The sequence below is a fragment of the Salinihabitans flavidus genome (assembly GCF_900110425.1).
Classification (GTDB): Bacteria; Pseudomonadota; Alphaproteobacteria; order Rhodobacterales; family Rhodobacteraceae; genus Salinihabitans; species Salinihabitans flavidus.
The window spans coordinates 75095-101818 of the sequence record NZ_FODS01000010.1 but is presented as its reverse complement, the minus strand read 5'-3'; the positions used below and the strand labels follow the sequence as shown (position 1 = coordinate 101818).

Annotated in this window: 27 protein-coding genes; 16 read left to right on the top strand and 11 right to left on the bottom strand. The window is 61.7% G+C overall.

Annotated elements, in window-relative coordinates; genetic code table 11:
• Nucleotides 1-12: 12 nt before the first annotated feature.
• The 4 genes from lspA to BMW66_RS10095 all read left to right on the top strand — a co-directional run bounded on the left by lspA (nt 13) and on the right by BMW66_RS10095 (nt 3767).
• Nucleotides 13-483, top strand: a complete 471-nt coding sequence (gene lspA, locus BMW66_RS10110) for a signal peptidase II (RefSeq protein ID WP_093118055.1) — start codon at nt 13-15, stop codon at nt 481-483.
• A gap of 21 nt (nt 484-504) precedes the next feature.
• Nucleotides 505-1050, top strand: a complete 546-nt coding sequence (locus tag BMW66_RS10105; RefSeq protein ID WP_245729439.1) for a DUF3035 domain-containing protein — start codon at nt 505-507, stop codon at nt 1048-1050.
• A gap of 84 nt (nt 1051-1134) precedes the next feature.
• Nucleotides 1135-2469 carry a M16 family metallopeptidase gene (locus BMW66_RS10100; RefSeq protein ID WP_093118053.1) on the top strand — a complete coding sequence of 445 codons (1335 nt, stop codon included), beginning with the start codon at nt 1135-1137 and terminating at the stop codon, nt 2467-2469.
• The gene (locus BMW66_RS10095; protein WP_093118051.1) at nt 2466-3767 is read left to right on the top strand and encodes a M16 family metallopeptidase; all 1302 of its coding nucleotides are present in this window, start codon (nt 2466-2468) and stop codon (nt 3765-3767) included. The genes BMW66_RS10100 and BMW66_RS10095 overlap by 4 nt, the downstream gene beginning before the upstream one ends.
• A gap of 26 nt (nt 3768-3793) precedes the next feature.
• Here the strand turns inward: BMW66_RS10095 and BMW66_RS10090 are convergent, their stop codons facing one another.
• The 3 genes from BMW66_RS10090 to msrB form a co-directional block, all read right to left on the bottom strand.
• On the bottom strand, nt 3794-5539 hold the full coding sequence (locus BMW66_RS10090) for a SulP family inorganic anion transporter (RefSeq protein WP_093118049.1): 1746 nt from the start codon (nt 5537-5539) through the stop codon (nt 3794-3796).
• 376 nt (nt 5540-5915) lie between these two features.
• A complete protein-coding gene (gene msrA, locus BMW66_RS10085) occupies nt 5916-6422 on the bottom strand; it encodes a peptide-methionine (S)-S-oxide reductase MsrA (protein WP_093118047.1) in 507 nt (168 codons plus the stop codon).
• Nucleotides 6422-6868 (bottom strand): peptide-methionine (R)-S-oxide reductase MsrB, encoded by a 447-nt coding sequence (gene msrB, locus BMW66_RS10080; protein WP_093118045.1) that lies wholly within the window; start codon nt 6866-6868, stop codon nt 6422-6424. Before msrB ends, msrA begins: the two co-directional genes overlap by 1 nt.
• 173 nt (nt 6869-7041) lie before the next feature.
• Between msrB and BMW66_RS10075 the strand changes: the two genes are divergently transcribed.
• From BMW66_RS10075 to BMW66_RS10065, 3 genes are all read left to right on the top strand, one after another.
• Nucleotides 7042-8079 carry a sodium:calcium antiporter gene (locus BMW66_RS10075; protein WP_093118043.1) on the top strand — a complete coding sequence of 346 codons (1038 nt, stop codon included), beginning with the start codon at nt 7042-7044 and terminating at the stop codon, nt 8077-8079.
• Between the two features lie 134 nt (nt 8080-8213).
• Nucleotides 8214-8465: a TFIIB-type zinc ribbon-containing protein gene (locus tag BMW66_RS10070; RefSeq protein ID WP_093118041.1), complete on the top strand. Its 252-nt coding sequence runs from the start codon at nt 8214-8216 to the stop codon at nt 8463-8465.
• A 98-nt stretch (nt 8466-8563) separates the two neighbouring features.
• Entirely contained in the window at nt 8564-8881 is a 318-nt protein-coding gene (locus BMW66_RS10065; protein WP_093118095.1) for a hypothetical protein, read from the top strand.
• A gap of 50 nt (nt 8882-8931) precedes the next feature.
• Here BMW66_RS10065 and BMW66_RS10060 read toward each other — a convergent pair whose 3' ends face one another.
• Together BMW66_RS10060 and BMW66_RS10055 are read right to left on the bottom strand one after the other, a co-directional pair.
• On the bottom strand, nt 8932-9687 hold the full coding sequence (locus BMW66_RS10060; RefSeq protein ID WP_093118039.1) for a class II aldolase and adducin N-terminal domain-containing protein: 756 nt from the start codon (nt 9685-9687) through the stop codon (nt 8932-8934).
• A gap of 148 nt (nt 9688-9835) precedes the next feature.
• Nucleotides 9836-10462: a class I SAM-dependent DNA methyltransferase gene (locus BMW66_RS10055; protein ID WP_093118037.1), complete on the bottom strand. Its 627-nt coding sequence runs from the start codon at nt 10460-10462 to the stop codon at nt 9836-9838.
• A gap of 77 nt (nt 10463-10539) precedes the next feature.
• Here BMW66_RS10055 and BMW66_RS10050 point away from each other — a divergent pair, with 77 nt between their 5' ends.
• Nucleotides 10540-11406 carry an SDR family oxidoreductase gene (locus BMW66_RS10050; protein ID WP_093118034.1) on the top strand — a complete coding sequence of 289 codons (867 nt, stop codon included), beginning with the start codon at nt 10540-10542 and terminating at the stop codon, nt 11404-11406.
• A gap of 12 nt (nt 11407-11418) precedes the next feature.
• Here BMW66_RS10050 and BMW66_RS10045 read toward each other — a convergent pair whose 3' ends face one another.
• Complete coding sequence (locus tag BMW66_RS10045) at nt 11419-12027, bottom strand: glutathione S-transferase (protein WP_093118032.1); 609 nt, start codon at nt 12025-12027, stop codon at nt 11419-11421.
• Nucleotides 12028-12179: 152 nt separating this feature from the next.
• On the opposite strand from BMW66_RS10045, the gene BMW66_RS10040 reads away from it, so the two are divergent.
• Complete coding sequence (locus BMW66_RS10040; RefSeq protein WP_093118030.1) at nt 12180-13046, top strand: urea carboxylase-associated family protein; 867 nt, start codon at nt 12180-12182, stop codon at nt 13044-13046.
• A 12-nt stretch (nt 13047-13058) separates the two neighbouring features.
• Here the strand turns inward: BMW66_RS10040 and argE are convergent, their stop codons facing one another.
• Both argE and BMW66_RS10030 read right to left on the bottom strand, forming a co-directional pair.
• Nucleotides 13059-14219, bottom strand: coding sequence for an acetylornithine deacetylase (argE, locus tag BMW66_RS10035; protein WP_093118093.1), 1161 nt, complete (start codon nt 14217-14219; stop codon nt 13059-13061).
• Entirely contained in the window at nt 14219-15403 is a 1185-nt protein-coding gene (locus tag BMW66_RS10030; protein ID WP_245729437.1) for a M24 family metallopeptidase, read from the bottom strand. The genes argE and BMW66_RS10030 overlap by 1 nt, the downstream gene beginning before the upstream one ends.
• Before the next feature lie 567 nt (nt 15404-15970).
• Between BMW66_RS10030 and BMW66_RS10025 the strand changes: the two genes are divergently transcribed.
• The 4 genes from BMW66_RS10025 (at nt 15971) to BMW66_RS10010 (ending at nt 21251) form a co-directional block, all read left to right on the top strand.
• Nucleotides 15971-17074, top strand: a complete 1104-nt coding sequence (locus BMW66_RS10025) for an ABC transporter ATP-binding protein (protein WP_093118026.1) — start codon at nt 15971-15973, stop codon at nt 17072-17074.
• Between the two features lie 103 nt (nt 17075-17177).
• The gene (locus BMW66_RS10020) at nt 17178-18290 is read left to right on the top strand and encodes an extracellular solute-binding protein (protein WP_093118024.1); all 1113 of its coding nucleotides are present in this window, start codon (nt 17178-17180) and stop codon (nt 18288-18290) included.
• Nucleotides 18291-18412: 122 nt separating this feature from the next.
• Entirely contained in the window at nt 18413-20071 is a 1659-nt protein-coding gene (locus BMW66_RS10015; protein WP_093118022.1) for an ABC transporter permease, read from the top strand.
• Between the two features lie 4 nt (nt 20072-20075).
• Nucleotides 20076-21251 (top strand): ABC transporter permease, encoded by a 1176-nt coding sequence (locus tag BMW66_RS10010; RefSeq protein WP_093118020.1) that lies wholly within the window; start codon nt 20076-20078, stop codon nt 21249-21251.
• 87 nt (nt 21252-21338) lie between these two features.
• Here BMW66_RS10010 and BMW66_RS10005 read toward each other — a convergent pair whose 3' ends face one another.
• Complete coding sequence (locus BMW66_RS10005) at nt 21339-22016, bottom strand: lysophospholipid acyltransferase family protein (protein WP_139196150.1); 678 nt, start codon at nt 22014-22016, stop codon at nt 21339-21341.
• Nucleotides 22017-22107: 91 nt separating this feature from the next.
• Here BMW66_RS10005 and BMW66_RS10000 point away from each other — a divergent pair, with 91 nt between their 5' ends.
• Genes BMW66_RS10000 through BMW66_RS09990 form a run of 3 tightly spaced genes read left to right on the top strand, consistent with a single transcriptional unit; the run spans nt 22108 to nt 24360 of the window.
• Nucleotides 22108-22389 (top strand): acyl carrier protein, encoded by a 282-nt coding sequence (locus BMW66_RS10000; RefSeq protein WP_093118016.1) that lies wholly within the window; start codon nt 22108-22110, stop codon nt 22387-22389.
• Nucleotides 22386-23594, top strand: coding sequence for a beta-ketoacyl-[acyl-carrier-protein] synthase family protein (locus tag BMW66_RS09995; protein ID WP_093118014.1), 1209 nt, complete (start codon nt 22386-22388; stop codon nt 23592-23594). The genes BMW66_RS10000 and BMW66_RS09995 overlap by 4 nt, the downstream gene beginning before the upstream one ends.
• Nucleotides 23587-24360: a MaoC family dehydratase gene (locus tag BMW66_RS09990; protein WP_093118012.1), complete on the top strand. Its 774-nt coding sequence runs from the start codon at nt 23587-23589 to the stop codon at nt 24358-24360. The genes BMW66_RS09995 and BMW66_RS09990 overlap by 8 nt, the downstream gene beginning before the upstream one ends.
• On the opposite strand, the gene BMW66_RS09985 is transcribed toward BMW66_RS09990, so the two are convergent.
• Both BMW66_RS09985 and BMW66_RS09980 read right to left on the bottom strand, forming a co-directional pair.
• Nucleotides 24361-26016 carry a U32 family peptidase gene (locus tag BMW66_RS09985; RefSeq protein WP_093118010.1) on the bottom strand — a complete coding sequence of 552 codons (1656 nt, stop codon included), beginning with the start codon at nt 26014-26016 and terminating at the stop codon, nt 24361-24363.
• Between the two features lie 185 nt (nt 26017-26201).
• Nucleotides 26202-26678 (bottom strand): RrF2 family transcriptional regulator, encoded by a 477-nt coding sequence (locus tag BMW66_RS09980; RefSeq protein ID WP_093118008.1) that lies wholly within the window; start codon nt 26676-26678, stop codon nt 26202-26204.
• Nucleotides 26679-26724 lie beyond the last annotated feature (46 nt).

Below are 26724 nucleotides of genomic sequence, written 5' to 3'. Positions count from 1 at the left end.
AAGGAGGACGCCATGCGTCTTGTGTTCTGGTCCGCCTTCTGGACCTTTCTTGTCGATCAGGCTACCAAATACCTTGTGGTGCATCTGCTGAACCTGCGGTTGCTGGGCGAAATGGACGTTTTTCCACCGTATCTGAATCTGCGTATGGCGTGGAATCGCGGCATCAATTTTGGCCTGTTTCAGGGTGATAGTGATGCGGCGCGGTGGATACTGATTGCCATCGCGCTGGCGGTGGTGGCGTTCGTCGTGGTCTGGATGCGCCGGGAGCGACCTGGGCGCTGGGGATTGATCTCGGGCGGTGTGCTGATTGGCGGGGCCATGGGAAATGTTGTGGACCGGCTGCTTTATGGGGCTGTTGCGGACTTTCTCAACATGTCGTGTTGCGGTATCGAGAACCCGTTTGCGTTCAACGTTGCGGATGTCGCAATCTTTGCGGGCGCGATAGGCCTGATTGTGTTTGGCGGAGCGAAAAAGGCCCCGTGACGCGGGCGCGGCAATGCGATAATGCTGAAGCGAATAATCTGGAGTGAGGCGATGGTGATGTCGCGTGCGGTAATTCTGGTTCTTGTGCTGACGTTGGCCGCCTGCGGCGACGAAGGATTGCGGCAGTTGTCGCATGATGGCAATGGGCCGGATGAATTCCGTATTCTGCCCCGCAAGCCGATCGAACAGCCCGAAAGCTACGCCGCGCTGCCGACGCCAACGCCGGGTGGCAGTAATCGAACGGATCAGAATCCGCTTGGCGATGCGGCTGCCGCGTTGGGCGGAAGTGCGCAGGCGAGGGAGCCCGGGCCGGGTGTGGCGCGCGCCGATTCCGGCCTTGTCCAGTATACAACCCGCTACGGTATGACTGACGACATCCGACAGGCTCTTGCCGAGGAAGATGCCGATTTCCGCAGGCGCCGGGCCCGGTTCACGACGATCCGGCTGGTTCGAACGGATCATTACAATCGTGCCTATCGCCGGATGCACCTTGATGCCTTCAGGGAACTTGAGCGTTGGCGCCGGGCCGGGGCCAAGACGCCATCGGCACCACCGCGTCGCCGCTGATCCTGTCACATTCGCGTTGATCGGCTTGCTTCGTCAGGGCGGGTACGTATCTGTGAGGGTGACACGAGAACGGGAGCCTCGCGAATGAGACGATATCTGGCTGGCGCGATTTCAGCGTTATTTGCGGCGCTGCCGCTTCATGCCGATGAAGCTGTGACCGACTTCACGCTGGACAACGGAATGCAGGTGGTAGTGGTCGAGGACCATCGCGCGCCGGTGGTGGTCCACATGGTCTGGTATCGTGCCGGGGCGGCGGATGAGCGCCCCGGACGCTCTGGCGTGGCGCATTTCCTCGAACATCTGTTGTTCAAAGGGACCGAGACAATGGACCCCGGTGAATTCTCCGAAGTCGTGGCCGCCAACGGCGGGCGGGATAACGCCTTCACCAGCTATGACTACACCGGGTATTTTCAGCGTGTCGCGGCTGATCGGCTCGAACTGATGATGCGGATGGAAAGCGACCGGATGGTGAACCTGTCGCTTGATCAAGCGGACATCCTGACAGAGCGTGACGTGATCATTGAAGAGCGCAACCAGCGGGTTGAGAACAACCCCGGCGCCCTGTTCCGCGAGCAACGGAATGCCGCGCAGTTTCTCAACCATCCCTATGGTGTGCCTATCATTGGCTGGCGACATGAAATGGAGAAGCTGTCTCTAGAGGATGCTCTGGCCTACTATGGCGAATTCTATGCGCCCAACAACGCGATCCTCGTGGTGGCGGGCGACGTGCAACCCGATGCGGTCAGAACGCTGGCAGAGGAGTATTATGGCAAGATCCCGGCCAATCCTGATCTGAGCGAAAGAGCGCGTCCGCAGGAGCCGCCGCAAACCTCTGAAAGGCGCATGATTTTCCGTGACGCGCGCGTGGCGCAGCCGTATGTCAGCCGATCCTACCTTGCCCCCGAACGCGACAGCGGCGCACAGGAGGCAGCCGCGGCCCTGACCATTCTCGCGGAGTTGCTTGGCGGGGGCACGACCTCTGTCCTGGCCGAGAAACTCCAGTTCGAGGAACGACAGGCGGTCTATACTTCGGCCTGGTATTCAGGTCAGTCTCTTGATGATACGACATTCAACCTTGTCGTCGTGCCGTCCGAAGGTGTCACGCTTCGGGACGCGGAGGACGCCATGGATGCGGCGCTGGAAGAGTTCGTGAAAAGCGGGGTGGACGCCGAACATCTCGACCGGATCAAGACGCAAATTCGAGCCTCTCAAATCTATTCTCGCGACAGTGTGGAATCTCTCGCCAACCGGTATGGCGGTGCGCTGGCGCAGGGCCTGACGGTCGAGGACGTAAAGGAATGGCCTGATGTTCTTGACGCTGTCACGGCGGAGGATGTCATCGCCGCCGCACGCATGGTTTTCGACCGGCGCAAATCGGTAACGGGCTGGCTCATGTCGGAAGAGGAGATGACGCAATGATCCGCTTTGTTCTGACCTTCGCGCTGCTTTTGGCATCGACAATCGCCCGGGCGGAAATCGAGGTGCAGGAAGTGACCTCTCCGGGGGGCATTGACGCATGGCTGGTGGAGGAACACTCCATTCCCTTTGTCGCACTCGAACTGCGATTCCGTGGGGGGGCATCCCTGGATGCGCCCGGCAAGCGTGGGGCCGTGAACCTGATGACCGCGCTGCTGGAGGAGGGGGCAGCGGATATGGATGCTCGCGCGTTCACCCGTCAGACAGAGGAAATCGCGGCGCGGTTCAACTATGATGCGTCCGACGATACGGTTTCCGTTTCTGCACAGTTTCTGACCGAAAAGCGCGATGCGGCGGTTGCGCTTCTGCGGGACAGCCTGATCTCCCCGCGGTTTGACGAAGATGCGGTGGAGCGGGTTCGCGCACAGGTGATTTCGAACATCCGGTCCAACGCCAAGGATCCCGACACGATTGCGGGTATGACCTTCGACCGGCTGGCATTTGGCGACCACCCCTACGGATCGTCCCGAAATGGAACCGAGGACAGTGTTTCGGCGCTCACCCGCGAGGATTTGCAGGAGGCTCATGGCGCGGCGCTGGCGCGGGACCGGATTTATGTCAGCGCGGTGGGCGACATCACTTCGGAGGAGCTTGGTGAGCTTCTTGACGCCCTGCTGGGGGATCTTCCCGAACACGGGGCGCCGATGCCGGACAAGGCGGACTACCAGCTCGAGGGTGGCGTGACGGTTGTCGATTTTGACACACCGCAATCGGTGGCGGTGTTCGGGCATCAGGGTATCGCGCGGGATGATCCAGATTTCTTTGCCGCCTACGTGCTCAACCATATTCTCGGCGGGCGCGGATTTGAAAGCCGCCTGATGCAGGAGGTGCGCGAGAAACGTGGCCTGACCTATGGTGTCTATTCCTATCTCGTACCGAAGGATCTTGAGGCGCTTTATCAAGGCTCCGTCGCATCGGCCAACGACCGTATCGCGCAAGCGATCAGCGTGATCCGCGAGGAGTGGGCGCGAATGGCGGAGGAGGGAGTGACCGAGCAAGAGCTTGAGGCCGCCAAGACCTATCTGACCGGGGCCTATCCGCTGCGGTTTGATGGCAATGGACGGATCGCCGATATTCTGGTGGGGATGCAGATGGACAATCTTTCCACAGACTATATCGTCACACGCAACGACAAGGTGCGCGCGGTCACTGTTGAAGATGTCAAGCGCGTCGCAGAGCGTATCCTGCGGCCCAAAGACCTGCATTTCGTGGTCGTCGGCAAGCCGGAGGGACTTGAGTAAACCCTTCCGGTCAAGGGGGTTACGACTTACCCGGTCTCGTGCTTCGGGGTGAGCGCCTGCATCGCATCATACTGCGATAGGAACACCCGCCCGGTCAGATCGTCGAGGAAATGGCTGCGTTTCAGGCGGTCCATCACGGGGCCTTTCACTTCTGACAGATGCAGGGTGATGTCCATGTCAGACAAGCGGTGATTGATCGCCTCAAGGCTTTCCAGCGCGCTCATGTCGATTTCATTCACGGCAGAGCACATCAGTACCACATGCCGGATCGGCTGATCGCAGATCACGCGGTCCACGAGGTAATCCTCGAGAAAGCGGGCGTTGGCGAAGTAGAGGCTTTCGTCTATCCGAAGGGTCACCACATTCGGGTGAGTGATCACCTCATGGCGCAGGATATTGCGGAAATGCTGCGTTCCGGGGACAAGTCCGACCTCGGCCACATGGGGGCGCGAGGTCTTGTAGAGAAACAGGCCCACAGACAGGATCACACCGGCTGAAACGCCGACTTCGACCCCGAGAGTCAGGGTCAGGAAAATGGTCGCCGCAACGGCGGTGAAATCCACCTTCGAATAGCTCCATGTGCGGGTGAGGATCGAGAAATCCACGAGGCTGAGCACGGCGACAATGATCGTGGCGGCCAGCGTGGCCTGCGGCAGAAAGTAGAGTAGCGGCGTCAGAAGCAGTGCCGCCAGCAGGATTCCCACCGCCGTGAAGGCGCCAGCGGCGGGGGTTTCCGCGCCTGCGTCGAAGTTCACGACAGAGCGGGCAAAGCCCCCGGTGACCGGGTAGCCACCGCTCATCGCGGCGGCGATATTGGAGGTTCCGAGGCCGATAAGTTCCTGATCGGGAACAATTCTCTGGCGCTTCTTGGCGGCGAGCGTCTGCGCGACGGAGACCGATTCCACGAACCCGATGATGGAGATCAGCAGGGCGGAGACAAAGAGGCTCCCCCACAGGTCGGCCGAGAAACTGGGCAGCGTAAGTGGCGGCAGGCCCATCGGCACTTCGCCCACGATCTTCACGCCCTTGTCGGCGAGACCAAAGGCCCATGTGGCCAGCGTGGTGATCACCACAGCGCCCACAGGGCCGGCCTTGGCGAGGATGTCGGCAAGACGGGGCTTCAGTCCGGTGGCGAGCAGAAGGGGCTTCAACCCCTTACGGACCCAGAACAGGAAGGCGACCGTGCCCAGCCCGATAAAGAGCGTGATGGGGTTCGTCAGATGTTGGTTTTCAAACAGCGATGCGGCCAGATCCACAAGGGTGTGGCCATGCGCGTCCACCCCCAGAATATGCTTGAACTGCGAGGTCGCGATGAGCACGCCGGAGGCGGTGATAAATCCCGCGATCACCGGGTGAGAGAGAAAATTGGCAATGAATCCAAGGCGAAACAGCCCCATCACCGTCAGGATCACGCCAGAGATGAAGGCCAGCGTGATCGCCGCCGCAATATATTCGGCGGTGCCCTGAACCGCGAGATTGCCCACGGCGGCGGCCGTCATCAGAGAGACCACCGCGACCGGCCCGACCGCCAGCGCGCGCGAGGTGCCAAAGACCGCGTAGGCGATCAGCGGCAGGATCGAGGCGTAGAGCCCCATCTCTGCGGGCAGCCCGGCCAGAAGCGCATAGGCCAGCGATTGCGGGATCAGCATGATCGTCACGATCACAGCCGCCACCAGATCGGAGGTGAGCGTTTCGCGGTCATAGGTCTTCGACCATTGCAGGATCGGGAAATACCGCGAGAGATCGGGGCGGGTCAGGGCGGGAAGAGTCATGGGTGGGTCCTTGGATCGCGCGATGAATTCTGCGGCCCTATATATTCAAAATTAGGAATAAGTGAAGGGGTGGAACGACGCGAGGTGGCAGATTCCGGCGAATCGGCCGAGGATTCGGGTTAACGGGCTGAATTTCCCCGAAAACCGGCTTTCGGTATTGCGTCGGTATCGATTTCGCGATGAGGCGCTGCGGCGCCATGATGAACAGAACGAACGGTGCTCGCGGGGTAAAGAAGGAGTAAATCAGAGACCAGCCGCGCAGGCCCCGTGAGAGGAGCGCGGCGGGCACCGCGCCGATCTGGCGCGGTGCCGGGCCCAACGGGAGGAGGGGCATTTTCAATGCCCTGACGACGGGCGGGAGCGCCCCCTGTCGGGGTCAGGCGCTCTTGCGGCGGGGCAGCACCCAGTCGGGGCGCGGGAAGTGGCAGGTATAGCCGCGCGGATGCTTCTTCAGGTAGTCCTGATGCTCTTCCTCGGCCTCCCAGAAATCGCCCACGGGTTCCACGTCGGTGACGACCTTTCCGGGCCAGAGACCAGAGGCCTCCACATCCGCGATGGTGTCCAGCGCGATCTCCTTCTGCCGGTCGTCGACGTAGTAGATCGCGGAGCGATAGGAGATGCCGAGATCGTTGCCCTGCCGGTTGGGCGTGGTGGGGTCGTGGATCTGGAAGAAGAATTCCAGAATGTCGCGATAGGACGTGATGTCGGGATCGAAGATGATCTCGATCCCCTCGGCATGGGTGCCATGATTGCGATAGGTGGCGTTGGGCACGTCCCCGCCGGTATAGCCCACGCGGGTGCGCAGCACACCGGGGCGTTTGCGGATCAGATCCTGCATACCCCAGAAACATCCCCCCGCCAGAACGGCGCGTTCTTCGGCCATCAGATGTCCTCCACTTGATCGAGATAGTCGCCATAGCCTTCGGCTTGCATGTCATCGCGGTGGATGAAACGCAATGAGGCCGAGTTGATGCAGTAGCGCAGCCCGCCACGGTCGCGCGGGCCGTCGGGAAAGACATGGCCCAAGTGGCTGTCACCCTGGGCGCTTCGGACCTCAACGCGGCTCATGCCGAGGCTGTCATCCCGAAGCTCCGCCACATGGGCCGGCTCGATCGGCTTGGTGAAGCTGGGCCAGCCGCAGCCGGATTCATACTTGTCCGAAGAGGCGAAAAGCGGCTCTCCGGACACGATATCGACGTAAATTCCCGGCGCCTTGTTATTGAGAAGTGGCCCGGTTCCGGGCCGTTCGGTGCCGTTTTCCTGCGTCACCCGGTATTGTTCGGGGGTGAGGCGGGCAATCGCCTCGGGATCTTTGCGATAGTTGGGCATGCGCGTCTCGTCTCCATCATCAGTTCCCTATGCCATTAGATGGCACGCGCGCGCGGATTTCAAAGGTGTTTTGCGCTTGCATCGGTTCAAAACGCCGTGCGCGGGCGATACGCGCGGTGGCTTGCGGTTCTGCACCTCTCCTGAAAGGATCGCTTTGCAACTGGAGGCCCGCCATGCTGGCGCAATGGTCGACATCGGGATTGTTTGCCGGGTTCGCGGTCGCGGCGCTGGTGGTGTTTATCAGCGGTCTGCGCCTGACCGGGTTGGCCGACAAGTTGGCGGACCGCACCGGGCTTGGCGAAGCGATCACGGGGGCGGTTCTGCTGGGCGCGGCGACATCGCTGAGCGGAACGATCGTGTCGATCACGGCGGCGTATGACGGGTTTGCCTCGCTGGCTTATTCCAACAGCATCGGTGGGATTGCCGCGCAGACGGCGTTTCTTGCGGTGGCCGATGTGACCTATCGCAAGGCCAATCTGGAACATGCCGCGGCGGAGCTGGCGAATATCTTTCAGTCTGTCGTGCTGATCGTTCTTCTGGCGTTGCCCCTGCTGGCAGTGAACGTGACAGAGTTTACCATCTTTGCGGTGCATCCCGTGTCGCTGGCGATTCCAGTGATCTATATCCTTGCGCTGTTCGCCACGCGCGATCTGCGCGAAACGCCGATGTGGCGGCCTGTCTCAACACGGGAGACCCGAACCGACAGCCCCGACAAAGAAGATGGAGAGACGCGGCGGACAAGCACAGCGCGGCTTTTCCTGTCCTTCTTCGCGCTGATGGCGGTGATGGGGGTGGCGGGCTGGGTCATTGCCAAGACCGCCGCAGAGATCACCGGGCGCATGGCCTTTTCGGAATCGCTCGTCGGGGCGCTGGCGACGGCGGTCGTCACCTCCCTGCCCGAGCTTGTCACCACCGTCGCGGCGGTGCGGCGCGGGGCGCTGCAACTGGCCGTGGGCGGAATCATCGGCGGAAACACGTTCGACACGCTGTTCCTGACGGCGGCGGATGTGACGTATCGTGACGGCTCTCTCTATCACGCGGCGGGGATGGAGGATTATTTCTGGACCGTCACCGCGATCCTGATGACCGGCGTGCTGCTGGGCGGTTTGATCCTGCGGCAGCGCATGGGGCCATGGCGGATCGGGCTGGAAAGTGTCGCGCTTCTGGTGATCTACGCGGGCGCGATCGCGATTCAGGCCACGGCCGGCTAAGCCGGTCAGAACCGGCCCGAAGGAGCGCGGCCCGAGCGCTGGGCACCGCGCCCGTGCAAAAATCCCGGGCGCGCAAGTTGGAAATTGCCCGGCGATGCATATTTGTTTTGTGAAGACAGCGAGAGGACCATGACATGAAGTGCCCAGTTGATGGCGAAACCCTGATGATTTCGGATCGGAGCGGCGTCGAGATTGATTTTTGCCCGCACTGTCGCGGGGTTTGGCTGGATCGCGGCGAGTTGGACAAGATCATTGAACGCGCTGCCGAGCCGCGGCAGGCGCCGGATCATGACCGGGCAGGGGTCAGTGCCCACGGAAGCTATGACCCGCGTGCGTCCAAGAAAGAGCGCCGCGAATCCTTCCTCAGCGAGCTGTTCGATTTCTGAAGCCCGGCCCGCACCTGCTCAGGTGCCCGGATCGGGCTGGGTGAGACAGGGGATATCCCTGACAAATGTGATACAAGACAGGCATGAAGGAGACCGCGATGCAGTTTCAGTTCAATACAGATTCCAATATTCAGGGAGATGACCGATTGGCCGAGGTGGCCGAAGACCTCGTCACGTCGGCGCTCGGCCATCTGACCGGGCGGCTGTCCCGGATCGAGGTTCATCTGGCGGACGAAAATGCCCAGAAGGGTGGACCGGACGATATCCAATGCACCGTCGAGGCGCGGCCCGAGGGGATGCCGCCGCAGACCGTGACCCACAAGGATGCGGATGTCGAATCCGCCCTGCGGGGCGCGGGGAAAAAGATCGCGTCCCTGTTGAAAACCGAGTTTGGAAAGCGCGACGATCAGAGGTGACGCCGGACGCGCCGGGGTGGTGTCACCCGCCCCGGCGCTTGCCCCCTATCTCAGCTTGCGTAATCGGAGTCTTCGCTGTCGAGGATGGCCTTGAGCTCCGCCAGATGGCGCACATCCTGCTCGGGGTAGTCCTCGAGTTCCTGCGCGGTCTTTTCGGCGATGGCGTCGGGCAGCACCTTGAGCGGCTGGCCGGTTTGCAGCGCACGGATGTAGGTTTCCGCCGCGCGCTCGAAATAATACAGGCGGTTGAAGGTTTCGGCCACGGTGTCGCCGATCACCATCACGCCGTGGTTGCCCATGATCAGCACCTTCTTTCTGGGATCGTCGAGAAGCCCGGCGCAGCGTTCGCCCTCTTCCTCGAAGGCGAGGCCGCCATAGTCGCTGTCCACCGCGCAGCGGTTGAAGAAGGTCGCGCAATTCTGGTCGATGGGGGGCAGTTCGGGGTTTTGCAGCGTCGCCAGAACGGTGGCGAAGATCGAATGGACGTGCATCGCGCAGCGGGCGTGCGGGCAGTGCCGGTGCAGCCCGCCATGCAGGCCCCAGGCCGTGGGGTCGGGGGCGTTGGGGCCGGTCAGCGTTTCGGGATCGTTGGCATCCACGAGGATGAGGTCGCTGGCCCGGATGCGGGAGAAATGCATCTGGTTGGGGTTCATCAGAAATCGCGTGCCGTCTTCGTTCAGCGCAAGGCTGAAGTGGTTGGCGACGCCCTCGTGCATGTCGAGCCGCGCTGTCCAGCGAAAGGCGGCGGCCAGATCCACCCGTTCGGGCCAGTGTTCCATGTTGGGGCGCAGGTCTGTAACGCTCATGTCGGTGTCTCCTTTTCGTTTGCGGGCAGAGTGACAGGCCGGGCGGAAAATGACCACCGCGATCATATCCGCGCGGGCCGGCGGCCGATGCGATCCCCGGGGGTTTCACCCCCGGACCCCCAGAGTATTTGCGGAACAAAGAAAGGGGCTACGATTTGCGGAACAGGGCGATGACCCCCTTGTCGTTCTTGTGCTCCCCGTTTGCGTCGGGGCCGTAGAACCGTTCCTGCGGCAGGGTCAGATCGGTGATGGCGCCGGAAAGCGCCTTCAGTTTCGCCTCGAATCCCGCCGCCTGGTAGTGCTTGGCGTTGATCGATATGGCGAGAAGGCCGCCGGGGCGGGTGACGCGGAGCAGTTCATCGAATGCCTCGGGGCCGACATGGCCGGTGGTGAAAGTGCCCGAGCTGACAATCCCGGCGTAGGTGTTGTCCTGCGCATCGAGGCGCTGCGTGAGATCGCCTGTGAAAAGCCGGCGATAGACGGATTTGTCCGCCGCCACGTCGAGCATGTCCTGCGAAATGTCGGTGGCGTCGATATCGCTCATCCCGAGGCGTTTGAGTTCTTCGCCGCAAAGCCCTGTGCCCGCGCCCACGTCGAGCACGGGGGCCTGTCCCCCGGCGCGGACATAGTGTTCGGCCACCAGGCGCGGCAGTTGGTAATCGTTGGCGGCGGCGAAATCGCTGTCATAGCTGCCCGCCCAATCGGCGTAGAGTTTGACGGAGTCCTGCGGTGTGCGCAGGGCGTAGGCGTCTTCAAGCATCGGAGATTTTGTCATGCCGGCATAGAAGCGGGTTGCGCGATGGGGTTCAAGGGGGTCTTGCGGATTTGGTGGTGCGGGCGCAGGGTGCGGCCATGACGAGAACGTTGCTTTCACTGGGACACGGGTATTCGGCGCGGGCGCTTGCGGCGCGGTTGGTGCCCAAGGGCTGGCGGGTGATCGGCACGACCCGCAAGCCCGAGAAATTCGAGGCGTTTCGCGCCGAGGGGGTGGAGCCGCTTTCATGGCCCTGCGATCTTTCTTCGGTGCTCGGGGAGGCCGAGTATCTGCTGACATCGGCGGGGCCGGATGCGCGGGGCGATCCGATCCTGCGTGAGGCGCGGGACGCGATTGCCGGGGCGGCGGATCATCTGAAATGGGTCGGTTATCTGTCCACCACCGGGGTGTATGGCGACCGGAATGGCGGCTGGGTCGATGAGGAGTCGGACACCGATCCGGCGACGGAGCGCGGCCAGCGCCGTGTGGATGCGGAGCGCGAGTGGCTCGGTATTCCGGGCCTGCCGGTGCATGTTTTCCGGCTGGCGGGGATCTACGGGCCGGGGCGCGGGCCGTTCGCCAAGCTGCGGCGGGGCGTGGCGCAGCGGGTGATCAAGGACAACCAGGTGTTCAGCCGCACCCATGTGGAGGATATCGCGCAGGTTCTGGAGGCGTCGATGGCACGGCCCGATCCGGGGCGCATCTATAACGTCTGCGACGACGACCCGGCGCCGCCGCAGGATGTGATCGAATATGCGGCCCGCCTTCTGGGGATGGAACCGCCCCCCGCGGTGCCCTTTGACGAGGCCGAGATGAGCGAAATGGCGCGCAGTTTCTATTCCGACAGCAAGCGGGTGCGAAACGACCGCATCAAGCGGGAATTGGGCGTGGTTCTGAAGTACCCGACCTACAAGGCCGCGCTGGAGGCGATGCTGGAGCAGGAGCGAGGTGGCAGCGACTCCTGACCGCGCCCCGCCTCACAGATCCTTCGGTGCGGTGGCGGTCATGCTGTCGCGCGCGGAGAATTCCGCGAACCACGCGGCCAGCGCATCGTTGCCTTTTCGCCAGTTGCGCGCGTCATGACGGAAATCGAGATAGCCCAGCGCGCAGGCGACGGCGATCTGCCCCATGTCCAGCGGGCCGTAAAGGTGGCTCATCCAGCGGGTGTTGAGCGCGGAGAGGGCGCGATCGACCTTGGCCCATTGCGCCTCTCGCCACGCCTCGTTTTGCTGCTCGGGCGCGCGCAGGCGGGTCTCGTAGGTCACGAGAACGGCGGAGTCCATGATTCCGTCGGCGGTCGCCTCGAGCGTCAGCACGTCCCAGATGCGGTTGTCGGGATAAAGCCCGGCGCGCGCGCGGGCATCGAGAAAGCGGCAGATCACGCGGCTGTCATGGATTGACGGGCCATCGGGGCGGGTGAGCGCGGGGATCTTTCCCACCGGATTGGCGGCGAGCACGGCGGGATCGGAGGCCAGAGGAGACGTTTTCACATCGACCTGTTCCACATCGTCCCATTGCCCGGTTTCAAGCAAAGTGACGCGGACCTTGCGAACGAAGGGCGAGGCGGGGGCAGCGATCAGTTTCATCGGGAGGTGTCCTTTGAGGGCGAGAAGGTTCTGCTTGGACGATGGTGCCGGGACACCGCGCGGTTGGCAAGCCCGGTACGGCAATTGCAGGGCGTGACAATCGCGGGGGCATGATGTTTTCTGCCCGCCAGAGTCGCAGCGAAGGAGCCGCCATGAAACCCGATGCCCCCCGACATCCCGCCCCGCCGGACGCCGAGGCGCGGCGCGGCGTCCGGCCCGTGATCTGCTACCCCGTGGACGGTTTGCCGCAGCCCGATCTCGCGGCGCTGGCGCGTCTGCGCGCGCAAGCGGCAACCCGGACGGCGGTGGAGGTGCCGCCGCGCGATGCCCGCTGCGTGGAGGTGCCGGCGGGGTGTTTTTTCCGTATCGTGTCGGTGGGCGGGCCGCAGGTCGGCGATCTCAACCTGTGGAACGCGAATGACCTGACGGAGCGGTTCTATTCGGGCAAGACACGGGCGCTGCATGGCACCCACCTGTCGGCGGGGGACAGGATGTGGTCGGTCTTTCCGCATATGCGGCCCATGGCGACGATCACCGAAGACACGCTCGATTGGTATGGGTTCGACGAGGATGGCGGATCGGTGCATGACGTGATCGGCACCCGCTGCGATCCCTATACCGGGACTCTTTTGAGCGGGAGCGATTATCACTATTGCTGCCATTCCAACCTGACGCGGGCGCTGTCGGAGTTTACTGATCTGCCGCTTCGCAAGGCGGAGGCGCATGTGCACGATGTGCTCAACGTCTTCATGTGCACCGGGTTCACCCGTGATACGCATCAGTATTTCATGAAGGCCAGCCCCGTGCGGCCGGGCGATTACCTTGAGTTCTTTGCCGAGATCGACCTTGTCGTCGGGCTGTCGGCCTGTCCCGGCGGGGACTGCGGGCAGGAGCATACATCGGACAAGGCGGTGTGCCATCCGCTTCTGATCGAGATCTTCGAAACGCCCGAGGCCCTGCGCGAGAATCACGTCCAGCCCGAGCCGTCGCACTACGACCGCAGCCACGGCGCGGCATAGGGCGCTGCCCGGTCAGGCCATCAGCTTTCCGCCCAGCTTGGTGAGCATATCGCAGCATTGGTGCATCTGCTCGATCTCGAGAAACTCGTCGGGCCTGTGCGCCTGCGCGATGGAGCCGGGGCCGCAGACGACCACGTCGCTGCCGAGGGTCTGGAACAGACCCGCCTCGGTGCCGAAGGCGACGAGATCGGTGGCGTTGCGCCCGGTCAGTTCGGCCACCAGATCGCGCGCGGCATTCTCGGGCATGGGTTTGAGGCCTGCGATCTCTCCGATCGTCTCCACAAAAATCTCTGCCTCGTCATGCACCGCGCGCATGGCGGGCAGAAGGTGTTTGTCGCAATACTCCGCAAGCGCGATCTTGACGAAGTCCACATCGCTGTCCTGAACCGGGCGCATCTCCCATTCGACCTCGGCCTTGCCGGCAATGACGTTATGGGCCACGCCGCCCGAGATCCGGCCGATGTTCATCGTGGTCCAGGGCGGATTGAAGATGCTGTCGCCCGGCGCGCGGGATTTCAGTTCCTCGCGCAGTTCCATGAGTTTGCCGACATAGCGCACCGCGTATTCGGCGGCGTTCACCCCGTCATCGGGGGCGGAGCCGTGTCCTTCCAGCCCGGTGAAATGGGCGGTGTATTCGCAACAGCCCTTGTGCCCCTCGATGATCCGCATCTCGGTCGGCTCTCCGATGATGGTGATGTCGGGCATGATGTCATGCTCGCGCAGGTCATCGATCAGTTGCCGCGCACCGATGCAGCCGACCTCTTCGTCATAGGTGAAGGCGAAATGCAGGGGGCGCTTGAGCCTGGCGGGGTCGATGGAATCCGCCAGCGCGAGGGCGGCGGCGATAAACCCCTTCATGTCGCAGGTGCCCCGACCGTAAAGCCGTCCTGCGCCCTCGACCATCTCGAACGGATCGGTGGACCAGTCCTGATCCGCGATCGGAACGACATCGGTATGGCCCGACAGCATGATTCCCCCCGGCAGATCGGGGCCGATGGTGGCAAAGAGATTGGCCTTGGTGCCGGTCTCGTCGCGCGAGATCATGGTGCGCGCGCCCCGGTTGCCCAGAACCTCGCCCAGAAAGGCGATGAGATCGAGATTGCTGTCGGAGGAGACCGACGGGAAGGAGATGAGATCGCGCAGGAACTCTATGGAACGGTTCAGATCAGCCATCAGGTTTTCACATGCAGTTCGCGTGGCCGGTTGCAGAAACATTCTGCCGGGCCATTCTCTTTGATCAGGATGCTTTCGGTGATTTCCAGACCCCAGTTTTCCATCCACAGGCCGGGCATGAAGTGGAAGGTCATGCCGGGTTCGAGGATGGTTTCATCCTCTTCACGCAGGCTGACGGTGCGTTCGCCCCAGTCAGGCGGATAGCTCAGGCCGATGGGATAGCCGCAGCGCGCGCCGCGTTCGATGCCCGCCCGAAGCAGCGGCGCGGTCAGGGCATTGGCGATATCACTGGCCGGGTTGCCCGCGCGGGCCGCGTCGAGGCCGGATTCGAGCCCCTCGACAAGCGCCTCTTCGGCGCGGCGAAAGAACTCCGGTGGCTCCCCAAGATAGACTGTGCGGCAAAAGGGAACATGATAGCGGCGATAGCATCCGGCGAGTTCGAAGAACGTCGCCTCGCCCGTCTTGAACGGAGAGCCGTCCCAGGTGAGATGCGGAGCGGAGGCTTCGGCGCCCGATGGCAGAAGCGGCACGATGGACGGGTAATCGCCCCAGACTTCGCCCTCTCCCAAGATCAGATCGCGGTAAATCTCGGCCACCAGCTCATTCTTGCGGACGCCCGGTCGCACCCGATCGAGCACACCGTCCATGACCTTTTCGGAGATGCGGGCCGCCTTGCGCATCAAGGCGATTTCCTCGCCCGATTTGACCAGCCGCTGCCAGTTCACAAGGCCGGTCGCATCCACGAGTGTGGCGTCGGGAAGCGATTCGACCATCGTGGTATAGGCTTTGGCGGAGAAATAGTAATTCTCCATCTCCACGCCGATCCGCTTTTCGCCGAAACCCGCGCCCATCAGGATCGCGGCCAGATCCTGCATCGCGTGGCGTTCGTGGGATTGCACGTAGTTGTCGGCATAGCCGTGAATCCGGTCGTGCCCCATCCAGACGGTCCAGCGGGCCCCGTTGGCATCCTGCCTGCGACCCCACCAGATCGGATCGGCGTCGTGAAACACAAGGACACCCTGATGCACGTAGAAGGACCAGCCCTCATAGCCGGTCAGCCATGCCATGTTCGCGGGGTCTTCGACGAAAAGAACGTCTAACCCCGCCTCGTCCATGGCGGTTCGTGTCTTGGCGAGACGGCGATCAAATTCAGCCTGGCTGAAAGCCGGGTTGGGGTGAGTCACAGCAATTCTCCTTAGAGCCGGCCTGAATACCGCCGGTGAGTAAAGCGTACAATTCCACGTCAAAAGCCTCTTGGTATCTGCGTCAAGTTCGAAAACGACGCTACGAAGATAACAACGTCATATTGGGCTGAATTTTTGGGCAACTTTCAAGGTCTTGCCACCCGGATGGGGCGCGCGCCCGCATGATCTCGCTAGGCAGTCGCCACAGATTCGGAACAGGAGCGGGCGATCCGCAAGCGTGGGGTCTACGGATCGCCCGCGATCCGGCAGGGAGAGTCTTTGACGCAAGTGGCCTTCCGTTTCCGAGGTGAATCGCCGGGCGCGCACCGCGTGGCAAGGCCGCGCTGTCGGGCGGTCGGGCCGGTGCCGCCCTTTGACAGCATATTTCAGGTTTGCACGAAAAATTAGCCATGTGATTGAAATTAAATCGGAATTTCTCGCATCGGCGCCCGCGATTCGAAGAGTCTGGAAAAGCGGTTGCAAGATCGGGATAAAGTGACTTTAAATACAATCAATAAATGGGACGGCAGCAAACGCCGCCTGAGAACAAAATGACAGGGAGTTTTCGTGGCCGACGCATCGACCGATAGCGCGTTCGTTGAGTTTCAACGTGTGCAGAAGAGTTACGACGGTGAAACGCTCGTCGTGAAAGATCTCAACCTTTCCATGCCCAAAGGCGAGTTTCTGACGATGCTCGGCCCGTCGGGGTCGGGCAAGACGACCTGCCTGATGATGCTTGCCGGATTCGAGACCGCCACAAATGGCGAGATCATTCTTGACGGGCAGCCGATCAACAACATTCCACCGCACAAGCGTGGGATTGGCATGGTCTTCCAGAATTATGCGCTGTTCCCGCATATGACCGTGGGTGAAAATCTGAGCTTTCCCCTGGAAGTCCGCAAGATGGGCAAATCGGATCGTGAGGCGAAGGTCAGGCGCGCGCTCGAAATGGTGCAGATGAACGACTATCAGGGGCGCCGACCGACACAGTTGTCCGGCGGTCAGCAGCAACGGATCGCGCTCGCCCGCGCACTGGTGTTCGAGCCGGAGCTGGTGCTGATGGATGAGCCGCTCGGCGCGCTTGACAAGCAGTTGCGCGAGCACATGCAGTTCGAGATCACCAAGCTGGCGCACAACCTTGGCATCACCACGGTTTACGTGACCCACGACCAGACAGAGGCGCTTACGATGTCGGACCGTGTTGCGGTGTTCGACGATGGCCGCATTCAACAGCTTGCCGCGCCCGATACCCTTTATGAGGAGCCGGAAAACAGCTTCGTCGCGCAGTTCATCGGTGAGAACAACACGCTCGAAGGTGTCGTGAAGGAGATCAAGGGCAAGAACGCGGTTGTCGAGCTTGACGGCGGTGAGCTGATTGACTGCAAGCCGATCAACGTGAGCAAGGCCGGGGAGCGCACCCGCGTGTCCATCCGTCCCGAGCGCGTGGAAATCAACAAGGATCGTTTGCAGGAGGGTGTTCACACCCTCAAGGCCGAGGTTCTGGAATTCGTCTACATGGGCGACATTTTCCGCACCCGCCTCAAGGTGGCGGGCAATGAGGATTTCGTCATCAAGACCCGCAATGCGCCCGATCAACGGCGCCTGAAGCCGGGTGAGATGATCGAAATCGGCTGGCTGCCCGACGATTGTCGGGCGTTGGACGCCGGCTGAGTCAATACCTGCTGGCGGCGCCGTCTCGGCGCCCCGGCAGTGGGGGCCAGCTGTTGCCCGAGCATGGGCCTCTGAAATCACACGGGCAAATTGGGAGATTACTATGAAAATGACCAAAACCCTTCTTGCGACGACGGCACTGTCGGTTGCGGCTGGAGCGGCATCCGCACAGGACATGGCCGATGAGATGACCATCGTGTCCTGGGGCGGCGCCTATCAGGAAAGCCAGGTGAAAGCCTATGTAGAGCCGTATATTGCCAACAATCCTGACGTTTCCGTGACCTGGGACGAAAGCTCCGCCGAGGCGGTGGCCAAGCTGCGCGCGCAGAACGAAGCCGGCAACCTGACCTGGGATCTCGTGGACGTGACCGCGGCGGACGCCATGCGTCTGTGTGACGAAGGTCTGGCGATGGAAGTCGATCACGACGAAATCCTTGCACCGGCGCCTGATGGCACCCCGGCCAGCGAAGACTTCGGTGACATGATCGTCAGCGACTGCTTCATTCCGCAGATCGCCTATTCCTATACCTTCGGCTATCGCACAGACGTGGATGCGTGGAACGGCAACACCCCCGATGAAATCTGCGATGTCTTTGACCTTGAAACCTTCCCCGGCAAGCGCAGCCTTGAGCAGCGCCCCCATAACAACATGGAATGGGCGCTGATGTGCGACGGCGTTCCGCAGGAGGATGTCTATGACGTGCTCGAGACCCCGGAAGGGCAGGACCGTGCCCTTGCCAAGCTCGACACGATCAAGGACGAGGTCGTCTGGTGGACGTCCGGCGCCGACACGCCGCAGCTTCTGGCAGACAAAGAGGTCGTGTTCGGCTCCACCTACAACGGCCGCCTGTTCAGCCTGATCGAAGAGCAGGATCAGCCGGTCGCGATGATGTGGGACGCACAGTCCTATGACCTTGATGGCTGGATCATTCCGGAGGGCCTTGAAGAAGACAAGCTCGCCCGTGTTCTGGACTTCCTCTACTTCGCGACGGACACTCAGCGTCTCGCCGATCAGGCGAAATACATCTCCTACGGCCCGGCGCGGCAGTCCTCTGCCCCGCTTGTGGGTGAGCACGCGGAACTCGGGATCGACATGGCCCCGCACATGCCCACGAACCCGGAGAACGCATCGAACGCCTTCGTGATGAACTACGTCTGGTGGGCCGATTATCGTGACGACCTGGACTCCAAGTTCCAGTCCTGGCTCGCACGCTGATAGGCTGAACAACCGATAGTAGGGGGGCGGCAACGCCCCCCTGCGCCTCAATCATAAAACAGAAGCGGCCGTCACACAGGCCGGCGCGTCCCGCCCGAACGGGCAAACCAACGGGGGCATTGATGAGCGATACCACAGAAACCGGCCCGGTCATTTCCGCGGATGGCGTGCCGCTGAAGAAAAGCCTGCGGCGCGCGCTGCGACGGCAGAAGTTGAGGGCGCTGGGACTTATTGCTCCGCTCCTGATTTTCGTGCTTATCGCCTTTGTCGCCCCGATCTTGGACATGCTGTTCCGCTCGGTCGAGAACCAGATCGTGTCAAACACGCTTCCGGCGACGGTCGAGGCCTTGCAGGACTGGGATGAAAACTCTGGCGTGGCGCCGGATGAACCCGTCTACAAGGCGCTTTATTTCGACATGTTCCTGGCCGCTGAGGCCAAAAGACACACAAGGCTCGGCTCGCGGCTCAACTATGAGAAAACAGGCCTCTCCTCTTTGTTCCGGTCCAGCGGACGCAGGGTTGACGACCTTGGCGACGACTATGCCGACGCCTTCGAGGATATTGACCCGAGGCTGACAGAGGCCGGGTTCTGGTTCAGCCTGATGTCCGGAGAGGGGGAAAAGAATGAGGATCCGGTCGCCAGCAGCCGCCGCCGTCTTTCGGGTGTGGCGGACAGTTGGCTATTCGGAGAGGTCGGATTCGCCCCTTCCCAAGAGATTACGCAACTTCTGCCCGAAACGACCCGAGCCTATTCGGAGTTCGCGGTGTTCACGGCCCTGGTCGACGAAGATGTGGTGGCCGAGGAGGACCCGTGGGAAGCGGTCTATGTCGCACTCGCTCTCGATCTCGCAAATGCGGATCTGAGCAGCTATTCCGGACCCGGTATAGAGACCTTGCGGATGGCGCAGGAGAACCTCGGCAACCTCCCGATCGTGCCGTTCAAGGACTTCTTCGAGGATATCGACGATGACTGGGTCGATCCCGAATACTGGCAGACCATCGCGGTGTTCAGTCCAAGCTATACCAGCGGATATTTCCTGAATTCGGTCGATCTTCAGAAGACCGCCGACGGTATCGAGGTGCGCCCCGAGAATCAGCGCATCTATATGATGCTGTTCCAGCGCACGATGTTCATGTCGCTGATGATCACCGGCTCTTGTATCCTGCTGGGGTATCCGGTGGCGTGGATTCTGGCCAACCTGCCGATGCGGACAGCCAATCTTCTGATGATCCTCGTGCTTCTGCCCTTCTGGACATCGCTTCTTGTGCGAACCTCCGCGTGGAAGGTGATGCTGCAACAGCAGGGTGTGATCAACGACACGCTTGTGTGGCTTGGTCTTGTGGACGATGCCAGCCGATTGGTCATGATCAACAACCAGTTCGGCACAATCGTGGCGATGACCCACATCCTGTTGCCGTTCATGATCCTGCCGCTGTATTCGGTGATGCAGACCATTCCTCCAAGTTACCTTCGCGCGGCGAAATCGCTTGGTGCGACGAACTGGACGGCGTTCTGGCGGGTCTATTTCCCGCAATCGGTGCCGGGTATCGGCGCAGGCTCGATCCTCGTGTTCATCCTGTCGATCGGCTACTACATCACGCCGGAGATCGTGGGCGGCACCACCGGGGTCTTCATTTCCAACCGGATCGCCTATCACATCTCGTCGTCGCTCAACTGGGGTCTGGCCGCAGCGCTGGGAACGATCCTTCTTGCGGTCGTTCTGATCCTCTACTGGGCCTATGACAAGATCGTGGGCATCGACAACGTGAAACTGGGGTGAGGCCATGACGATCAATATCACAGAACCGAAACCCGTTTCATTCGTCGTGCCCGTGGTGGCGGCGGCGGGGGCCTTTCTCGGAATCTTTGTCGGGACGGCGCATGACAACACCTTGCTTGGCCTTCTGGGCGGGGCGGTGATCACGGGTTTGCTCGCGCTCATCTTTCTCACGATCTTTCGGCGAGAGAGAGAGGCGCGCTGGATCAGCGTGGCGGGATTCGCCGTCATCGGCTATCTGCTTGGCGGTCTGCCCGGCGGTGTGATCGGGATCGCGGCCGGCTGGTTCTTCGGCTGGTTCATCTTCTGGCTGGGCGAGGGGCGGTATCGCGCAAAACTGGCGCCGTATTACACCCCGATGCAGGTCTTGTGGCACTTCAGCTTTCGGGTGATCTGCGGGATGATCTTCTTCTTTTTGATCACCCCGATCGTCGTGGTCATGCCGCTGAGCTTCAATGCCGAGAATTTCTTTACCTTCACGCCGGAAATGCTTCGGTTCGCACCGGAGGGGTATTCGCTCAAGCACTATGAGGATTTCTTCACCAACAGCGACTGGCAGCAGGCGCTTTGGAACTCGCTGAGCATTGCGCCGGCCGCGACCCTGCTTTCGGTGGGATTCGGAACGCTGGCGGCCATCGGTCTGAGCTCTGAACATGTGCCGTTCCGGCGCCCGATCATGGCGATCTTGATTTCGCCGATGATCGTTCCGCTGATCATTTCGGCGGCGGGCATGTATTTCTTCTATTCCCGCATCGGGCTTCAGGGGACATATCTGGGGGTCGTGCTGGCACATGCTGCCTTGGGGGTGCCCTTCGTGATCATCACGGTGACGGCGACGCTTGTCGGGTTCGACCGTTCGCTGACGCGCGCGGCGGCCAATATGGGGGCCAATCCGGTGACCACCTTCTTTCGGGTGCAGATGCCGCTTATTCTGCCGGGGGTGATCTCGGGCGGATTGTTCGCCTTCATCACATCCTTTGACGAGGTCGTGGTGGTTCTGTTCGTCGGTTCCGCCGGTCAGAAAACACTACCCTGGCAGATGTTTATCGGTCTGCGCGAACAGATCAGCCCGACCATCCTTGCCGTGGCAACGATTCTGGTGGGTATTTCCATCCTGCTTCTGACGACGGTCGAGCTTCTGCGGCGCCGGTCGGAGCGGTTGCGGGGTATGTCGCCGGGCTAGGACGCAGAAAACGTGACGTTTTCAAAGGGGGCCGGGCCGTGTGTCCGGCCCGTTCTCATGGTGCAACCGACAATGGCAGCGCTGATGTCAGGGCGATTGCTGCATCAGATCCTGAAGCTGCGCAAGGAATGTCCTGCGATCCAGACCGGGCGCGATGGGGGGCAGTATCCGCACCGTGATCTGCCCGGGAAACTTGAGCAATCGACCGGGCGGCCAGGCTGCGCCGGAGTTGAGCAGCACCGGCACCACCGGCACATGTGCAAGCTGATAGAGGACACCTATCCCGGACTGCACCCTTTCAACCCGGTCGCGCGTCCCGGAAGGGTAGATCAATAGCGATCTGCCCTTTTGGAGGGCCGCGACACCCTGCTGAAAAACCTTGCGTGTCGAATCGAGCGATCCACGGCGATCCACCGGGATATGACCGTTCCAACGGGTCAGCAGACCGATCAGGGGGTAGTGGAAGATCTCTTTCTTGGCGAACATGACCGGATTGTCGAGAAGGATCTGAAAGTAGAGCGTTTCCCACGCAGACTGATGCTGTGAGGCATAGATGACCGGCCCTGCGGGAAGGTTGTCGGTCCCCTCGATCCGATAGGTGACACCGCAGGTGACGCGCAATAGCCAGAGCTGAAACCGCAGGTAGCGTTGCCCGAACCACCACCCATAGCGATGTGGGGCAAAGTAAAGCAGGAAAAGAGGGAGAAGGGGAATTGCAGTGACCCCGGAGAGACCATAGAAAAGGAGTGTCCCAATAGCGGGCATGATTGGAAACTCTTTGGTCACTGGCGTACTCTTGCCCTGTTGACTGTGCCATTGCTCTTAGATGGTATCGAGATGATTGGAAAGCGCTGCAATGATTGAAATGAACGCGGAACGCAGCAAGCTTCAGGAGGAGTTGCTGGATCTTGTTGCGAAGGAAGGCATGGTTGAGCCGTCCGATATTTCCCCGGACAAGCGGCTGGAAGATCTCGATATACAGTCGGCCGATTTCATCATGATCCTCATGGCGATCGAAGAGAACTACGGGGCCTATATTTCCGTCGATAACGATCTGGCGGACATGCAGACGGTTCAGGATCTGCTTGATCTGGCGGTGGCCAAGATCGAGGAAAGCCGGAAAGAAGCGCAGGCGTGAAACGTGTCGTCATTACCGGAGTGGGCGCGGTCTCTGCCTGCGGTATCGGTGCAGGCGCGCTGACCGATGCGGCGCTTGGCGGTATCAGCGGTGTGCGTCCGGTGACGTTCCCCGCCATTCAACCGCAGCGCGTCGGCACGGCAGCGGCCCTGTCGGACGAGACGCTCGCGGAGGTGGCGGAGAACGCCGGGGGCAACCGCATGCGTGATCCGGTGGCCGATTATGCGCTCATGGCGGCGCGCGAAGCGGCGGCGCAGGCGGGGATTTCGCGGGACGACGGCGGCGACCGCTGCGGCGTCATGATCGGATCTGGGTTCGGCGGGGGCAAGACGCTGGACGACAATTATCTCTCGTTTGGCCGCGACAGGAACATGCGCCTTGATCCGATGTCGGTGCCCAAGATCATGAACAACGCGGCGGCGAGCTGGGTTTCGATAGAGTTTGGCGCGACCGGCCCGGTCTATTGCACGGCGACGGCCTGCTCTTCAGCGAGCCAGTCCATCGGACTTGCCTTTCAGCTTCTCAGATCCGGGGCGATTGACCGCTGTTTCGCGGGCGGGGCAGAGGCTTGCCTTGTGAACGGCGTCTTTCGCGTGTGGGAGCTTCTGCGGGTGATGACTGCGACGATGAACCGGCCCTTTTCACGAGATCGCAACGGCATGACCCTCGGCGAGGGCGCCGGAATACTGGTGATGGAGACGCTGGAATCGGCCAAGGCGCGCGGGGCTGACATCCTGTGTGAGCTTGTGGGTTATGGCACGAACTCCGACGCCGGGGATCTGCTCCGCCCCAATCCGGAACGCGCGGCGGCCTGCATGAACATTGCCCTGTCGGATGCGGGGCTGACGCCTTCGGATGTTGGATATGTCAACGCGCATGGCACCGGCACAGTTGCCAATGATGTGACAGAGGCGACGGCGCTGCGGACGGTGTTCGGAGAGGAATTGACGGGACTTTCGGTCAGTTCGACCAAGCCGATCCATGGCCATGCGCTTGGTGCCGCCGGGGCGCTCGAATTGATCACCACCATCGGCGCGCTGCGTGCCCAGATCGCGCCGCCCACGATCAATTTCAACGAGATTGATCCGAAGATCGGATTCGATCCGGTGTCGAACACAGCGTGCCCGGTTGAGACGCGGGCGATGATGTCCAACTCTCTCGCGTTCGGCGGGATCAACGCCTCCCTGATCGTGGCGCGTGTCTGAAACGACGCTCACCCTGCCCGGCGGGCTGTCCTCCGCCGATTGCACGGCGCTCTGCGCGATTCTGGATCGACTTGGGCCTTGGACCGACCGGCCCGACGTGCCGATTATCGCGCCCGCGATGCTTCTGGGAACTTCGGAGGCCGAGAGGCTCGGGGACGTTCTGACAGCGCCGGGCGGTCAGGCGGTGGTGCACGAATCGCAATCCTTTTTCCGGCGCGCCCCGCTTGAACCCGGACAGCCGATACAGTTGACGGCCGTGATCGAGTGTCGCGCGGCCAACCGCAGTTTCGAGTTCCTGTTGTCCGAAGGCGGGCGCGAGCTGGGCGGAATGCAGACCCGGCTTCGTCTTGTCGCACCCGAAGAGATGGCCACGTTCAAGGGCAGTGCATTTCACCCGCGTTTGGCACCCGGTGCGCGATGGGTTTCGTCCTTGCCGATTTCGGGCGAGGATGTGGCCGCTTATGTGCGCCTTGCCGGTGATGCCAATCCCATTCATGTTGATCACGAGGCGGCGCGCGCCGTTGGGCTATCAGGCGCGATTGTGCCCGGAATGCTGATGATCGGACTGGCAGAACGCGCTTTTTCACAGGGTGCCGGCGCCTTCATGATCACGGAGATGAAAACACGCTTCATGGCGCCGGTCGTGGTGAATACAGCGGTGCGCTTCGCGGTTGTTCCGCGTGGCGAGGGCAGGGCGCGACTCTTCTCGGTCAAGGAGGATGACATGATCGCGGCGATTTCGGATGTGACCTTTTCGGCCCGCTGATCACTCCGCCGCGGGGCGTCGCAGCGCCATCGCTTCGGATTTGCTGAGTTGTTCACCCTGCTTGCGCTGCAAGAGAATCTCCCGGGCCCGTGCGTAGAGATCGTCCTGCCAGAAGATCAGGCAACCATTGCAGCCCTTGCCGCAACATCCATCGGTTCCGGCGCGGTTTGTCTTGAAACGCCGCGTGTTGGCGTCCGCTTCGATCGCCTCGACAAGCCGGTTGCGGCGGCGGGTATAGGCGGTTTCATTCGCGCTATCCTTGACCTCCATCGCAAGGGTGGTCTTGTCGAGCTTGAGCCGCTGCCGTTGCTCCTCGGCCAGCGCGCGCTCTTTGCGCAGAACGGACAACGGTGGGAAATTGGTGCGAAGATCGTCGATATCCTCTTGTTCGAAAAGCGAAAATGGCAGGCGGATCACCGTCTTGGTGGAGCCATGGATCACCTCCCGGCGTTCCCCGTCGGCGGCCACTTCGTAGTCATAGGCCCGCAGAAGAACGGTGTTGCGGGCGACGGGCGAGACAAGTTCGAGCACGTCGCCGGGTTCGAGCTTGTTCTTGACCTCGACATGGAAGGCATCCTCCGTCACCTCGGTGATGACGCCGGCGTATTCCCATTGGGCGATGGCCTGCGTGTGCTCGTATCCGTGGGCGAGGTTGGTCAACCGCCCCTTGTGAAAGGCGAGGGTGTAGCCGCGGTTGCCCACGGTCTCCAGCTCTTCCATGTAGGGGGCGGGGTTCCAGTTCTCGGGGTCGGCGTAGTAGTCGTCGATCGCCATGCGGTAGGCGCGTGCCACGACGGCGGCGTAATACTCGGATTTTCCCCGTCCCTCGACCTTGAGGCTATCGACGCCGATGCGCAGGTAGTCGTCAAGCTTGGGCATGAGGCACAGATCCTTGGAGTTCAGGATGTAGCTGCCGCGCGCGTCCTCTTCGATGGGCAGGAATTCACCGGGGCGCACCCCCTCCTCCAGCAGAAACTCGAACATGTGAAGATTGTCTTCATCGACGTTCAATTCCTGCACGGTGCCATCCTTCAGCCGCATGTGGAACTTGTAGTTCCAGCGGCACGCATTGGCGCAATTTCCCTGATTCGCGCCACGTTCCGCCATGAAGTTGGACAGCAGGCACCGCCCCGAATAGGTCATGCACATGGCGCCGTGAATGAAGGCTTCGAGCTTGATATCAGGGCATTTTTCGCGGATTTCCGACAGTTCCGGGAAGGACACCTCGCGCGCGAGCACCACGAGGTCTGCGCCCTGGTTCTCCCAGAACTGGACCGACAGCCATGAGGCCACATTGGCCTGTGTCGAGACATGAAGCGGGATGTCGGGGGCGTGGGTCCGCACGTATTGAAACACGCCCGGATCGGCCACGATGAGCCCGTCCGGCGACACCTTGCGCACGGTTTCAAGGTATTCGTCGAGCTTGGGAATATCCTTGTTGTGCGAGAAGAGGTTGAGCGTCAGATAGGCGCGTTTGCCGTGGGCGTGACAGAATTCCACCCCCTCGATCACATCGTCGAGCGAAAACTCGGATTTGGTGCGCAGGGACATGTCGGGAGTGCCGAGATAGACCGCGTCGGCCCCGTAGAGGATGGCCATCTTCAGCTTGCGCAGGTTCCCCGCGGGCATCAGCAGTTCGGAGCGGTGTTGGGTCATGGCGCGGTCATCCCCGGAAAAATCAAGGCCCGGATATAACGCGAATCCGGGGCGAACGAAAGGGATGCGGGGGCCGGTGGCCGGTTTTGGGACAAGCCCTTGATTACGCTCAAAACCCCATGTCGGTATAACGTCGGTATTTTGTCGGTATCGCGTCGGTGGCGTTTTGGGGTGCGGGCCGGTCGTCAGGCCATATCCGGGGCCGGTTTCAACCTTGGTCCGCGCAGGGGCTGAAGATCACCGACGAGCGCCTCGAAATCCGCCGGGGCGATCATGATGTCGGCCACCGTGTAGGCATCGAACACCGCCAGAAACGCGTTCACCGCCTTGTTGAGAATCGGGGGCAGGCGGCACGGCTGAGTGATCAGGCACTGGTTGCCGGTCAGGAAGCATTCGGCAAGGCCGAAGTCCGGCTCTGTCACGCGCAGCAGGGCGCCGAGATTGATCTGTTCGGGGGGCATGGCCAGCGTGAATCCGCCCTTGCGACCGCGCACACCCGTCAGGAACCCGGCCTGCGACAGTCTCAGGACAACCTTTTTCACATGCGCCCGGGAAATGCCGAATGTTTCGGCGGCCTCCTCGATCGTGATCCGGACATCCGCCTTGCTGGCCGAGAGCATGAGGATTCGCAGGGAATAGTCGCTGAACTTGGTCAATCGCACGGTTCTGGTCTTTCTGCGGGGTCAAGGGGTCAAATTCCGTCTTTGG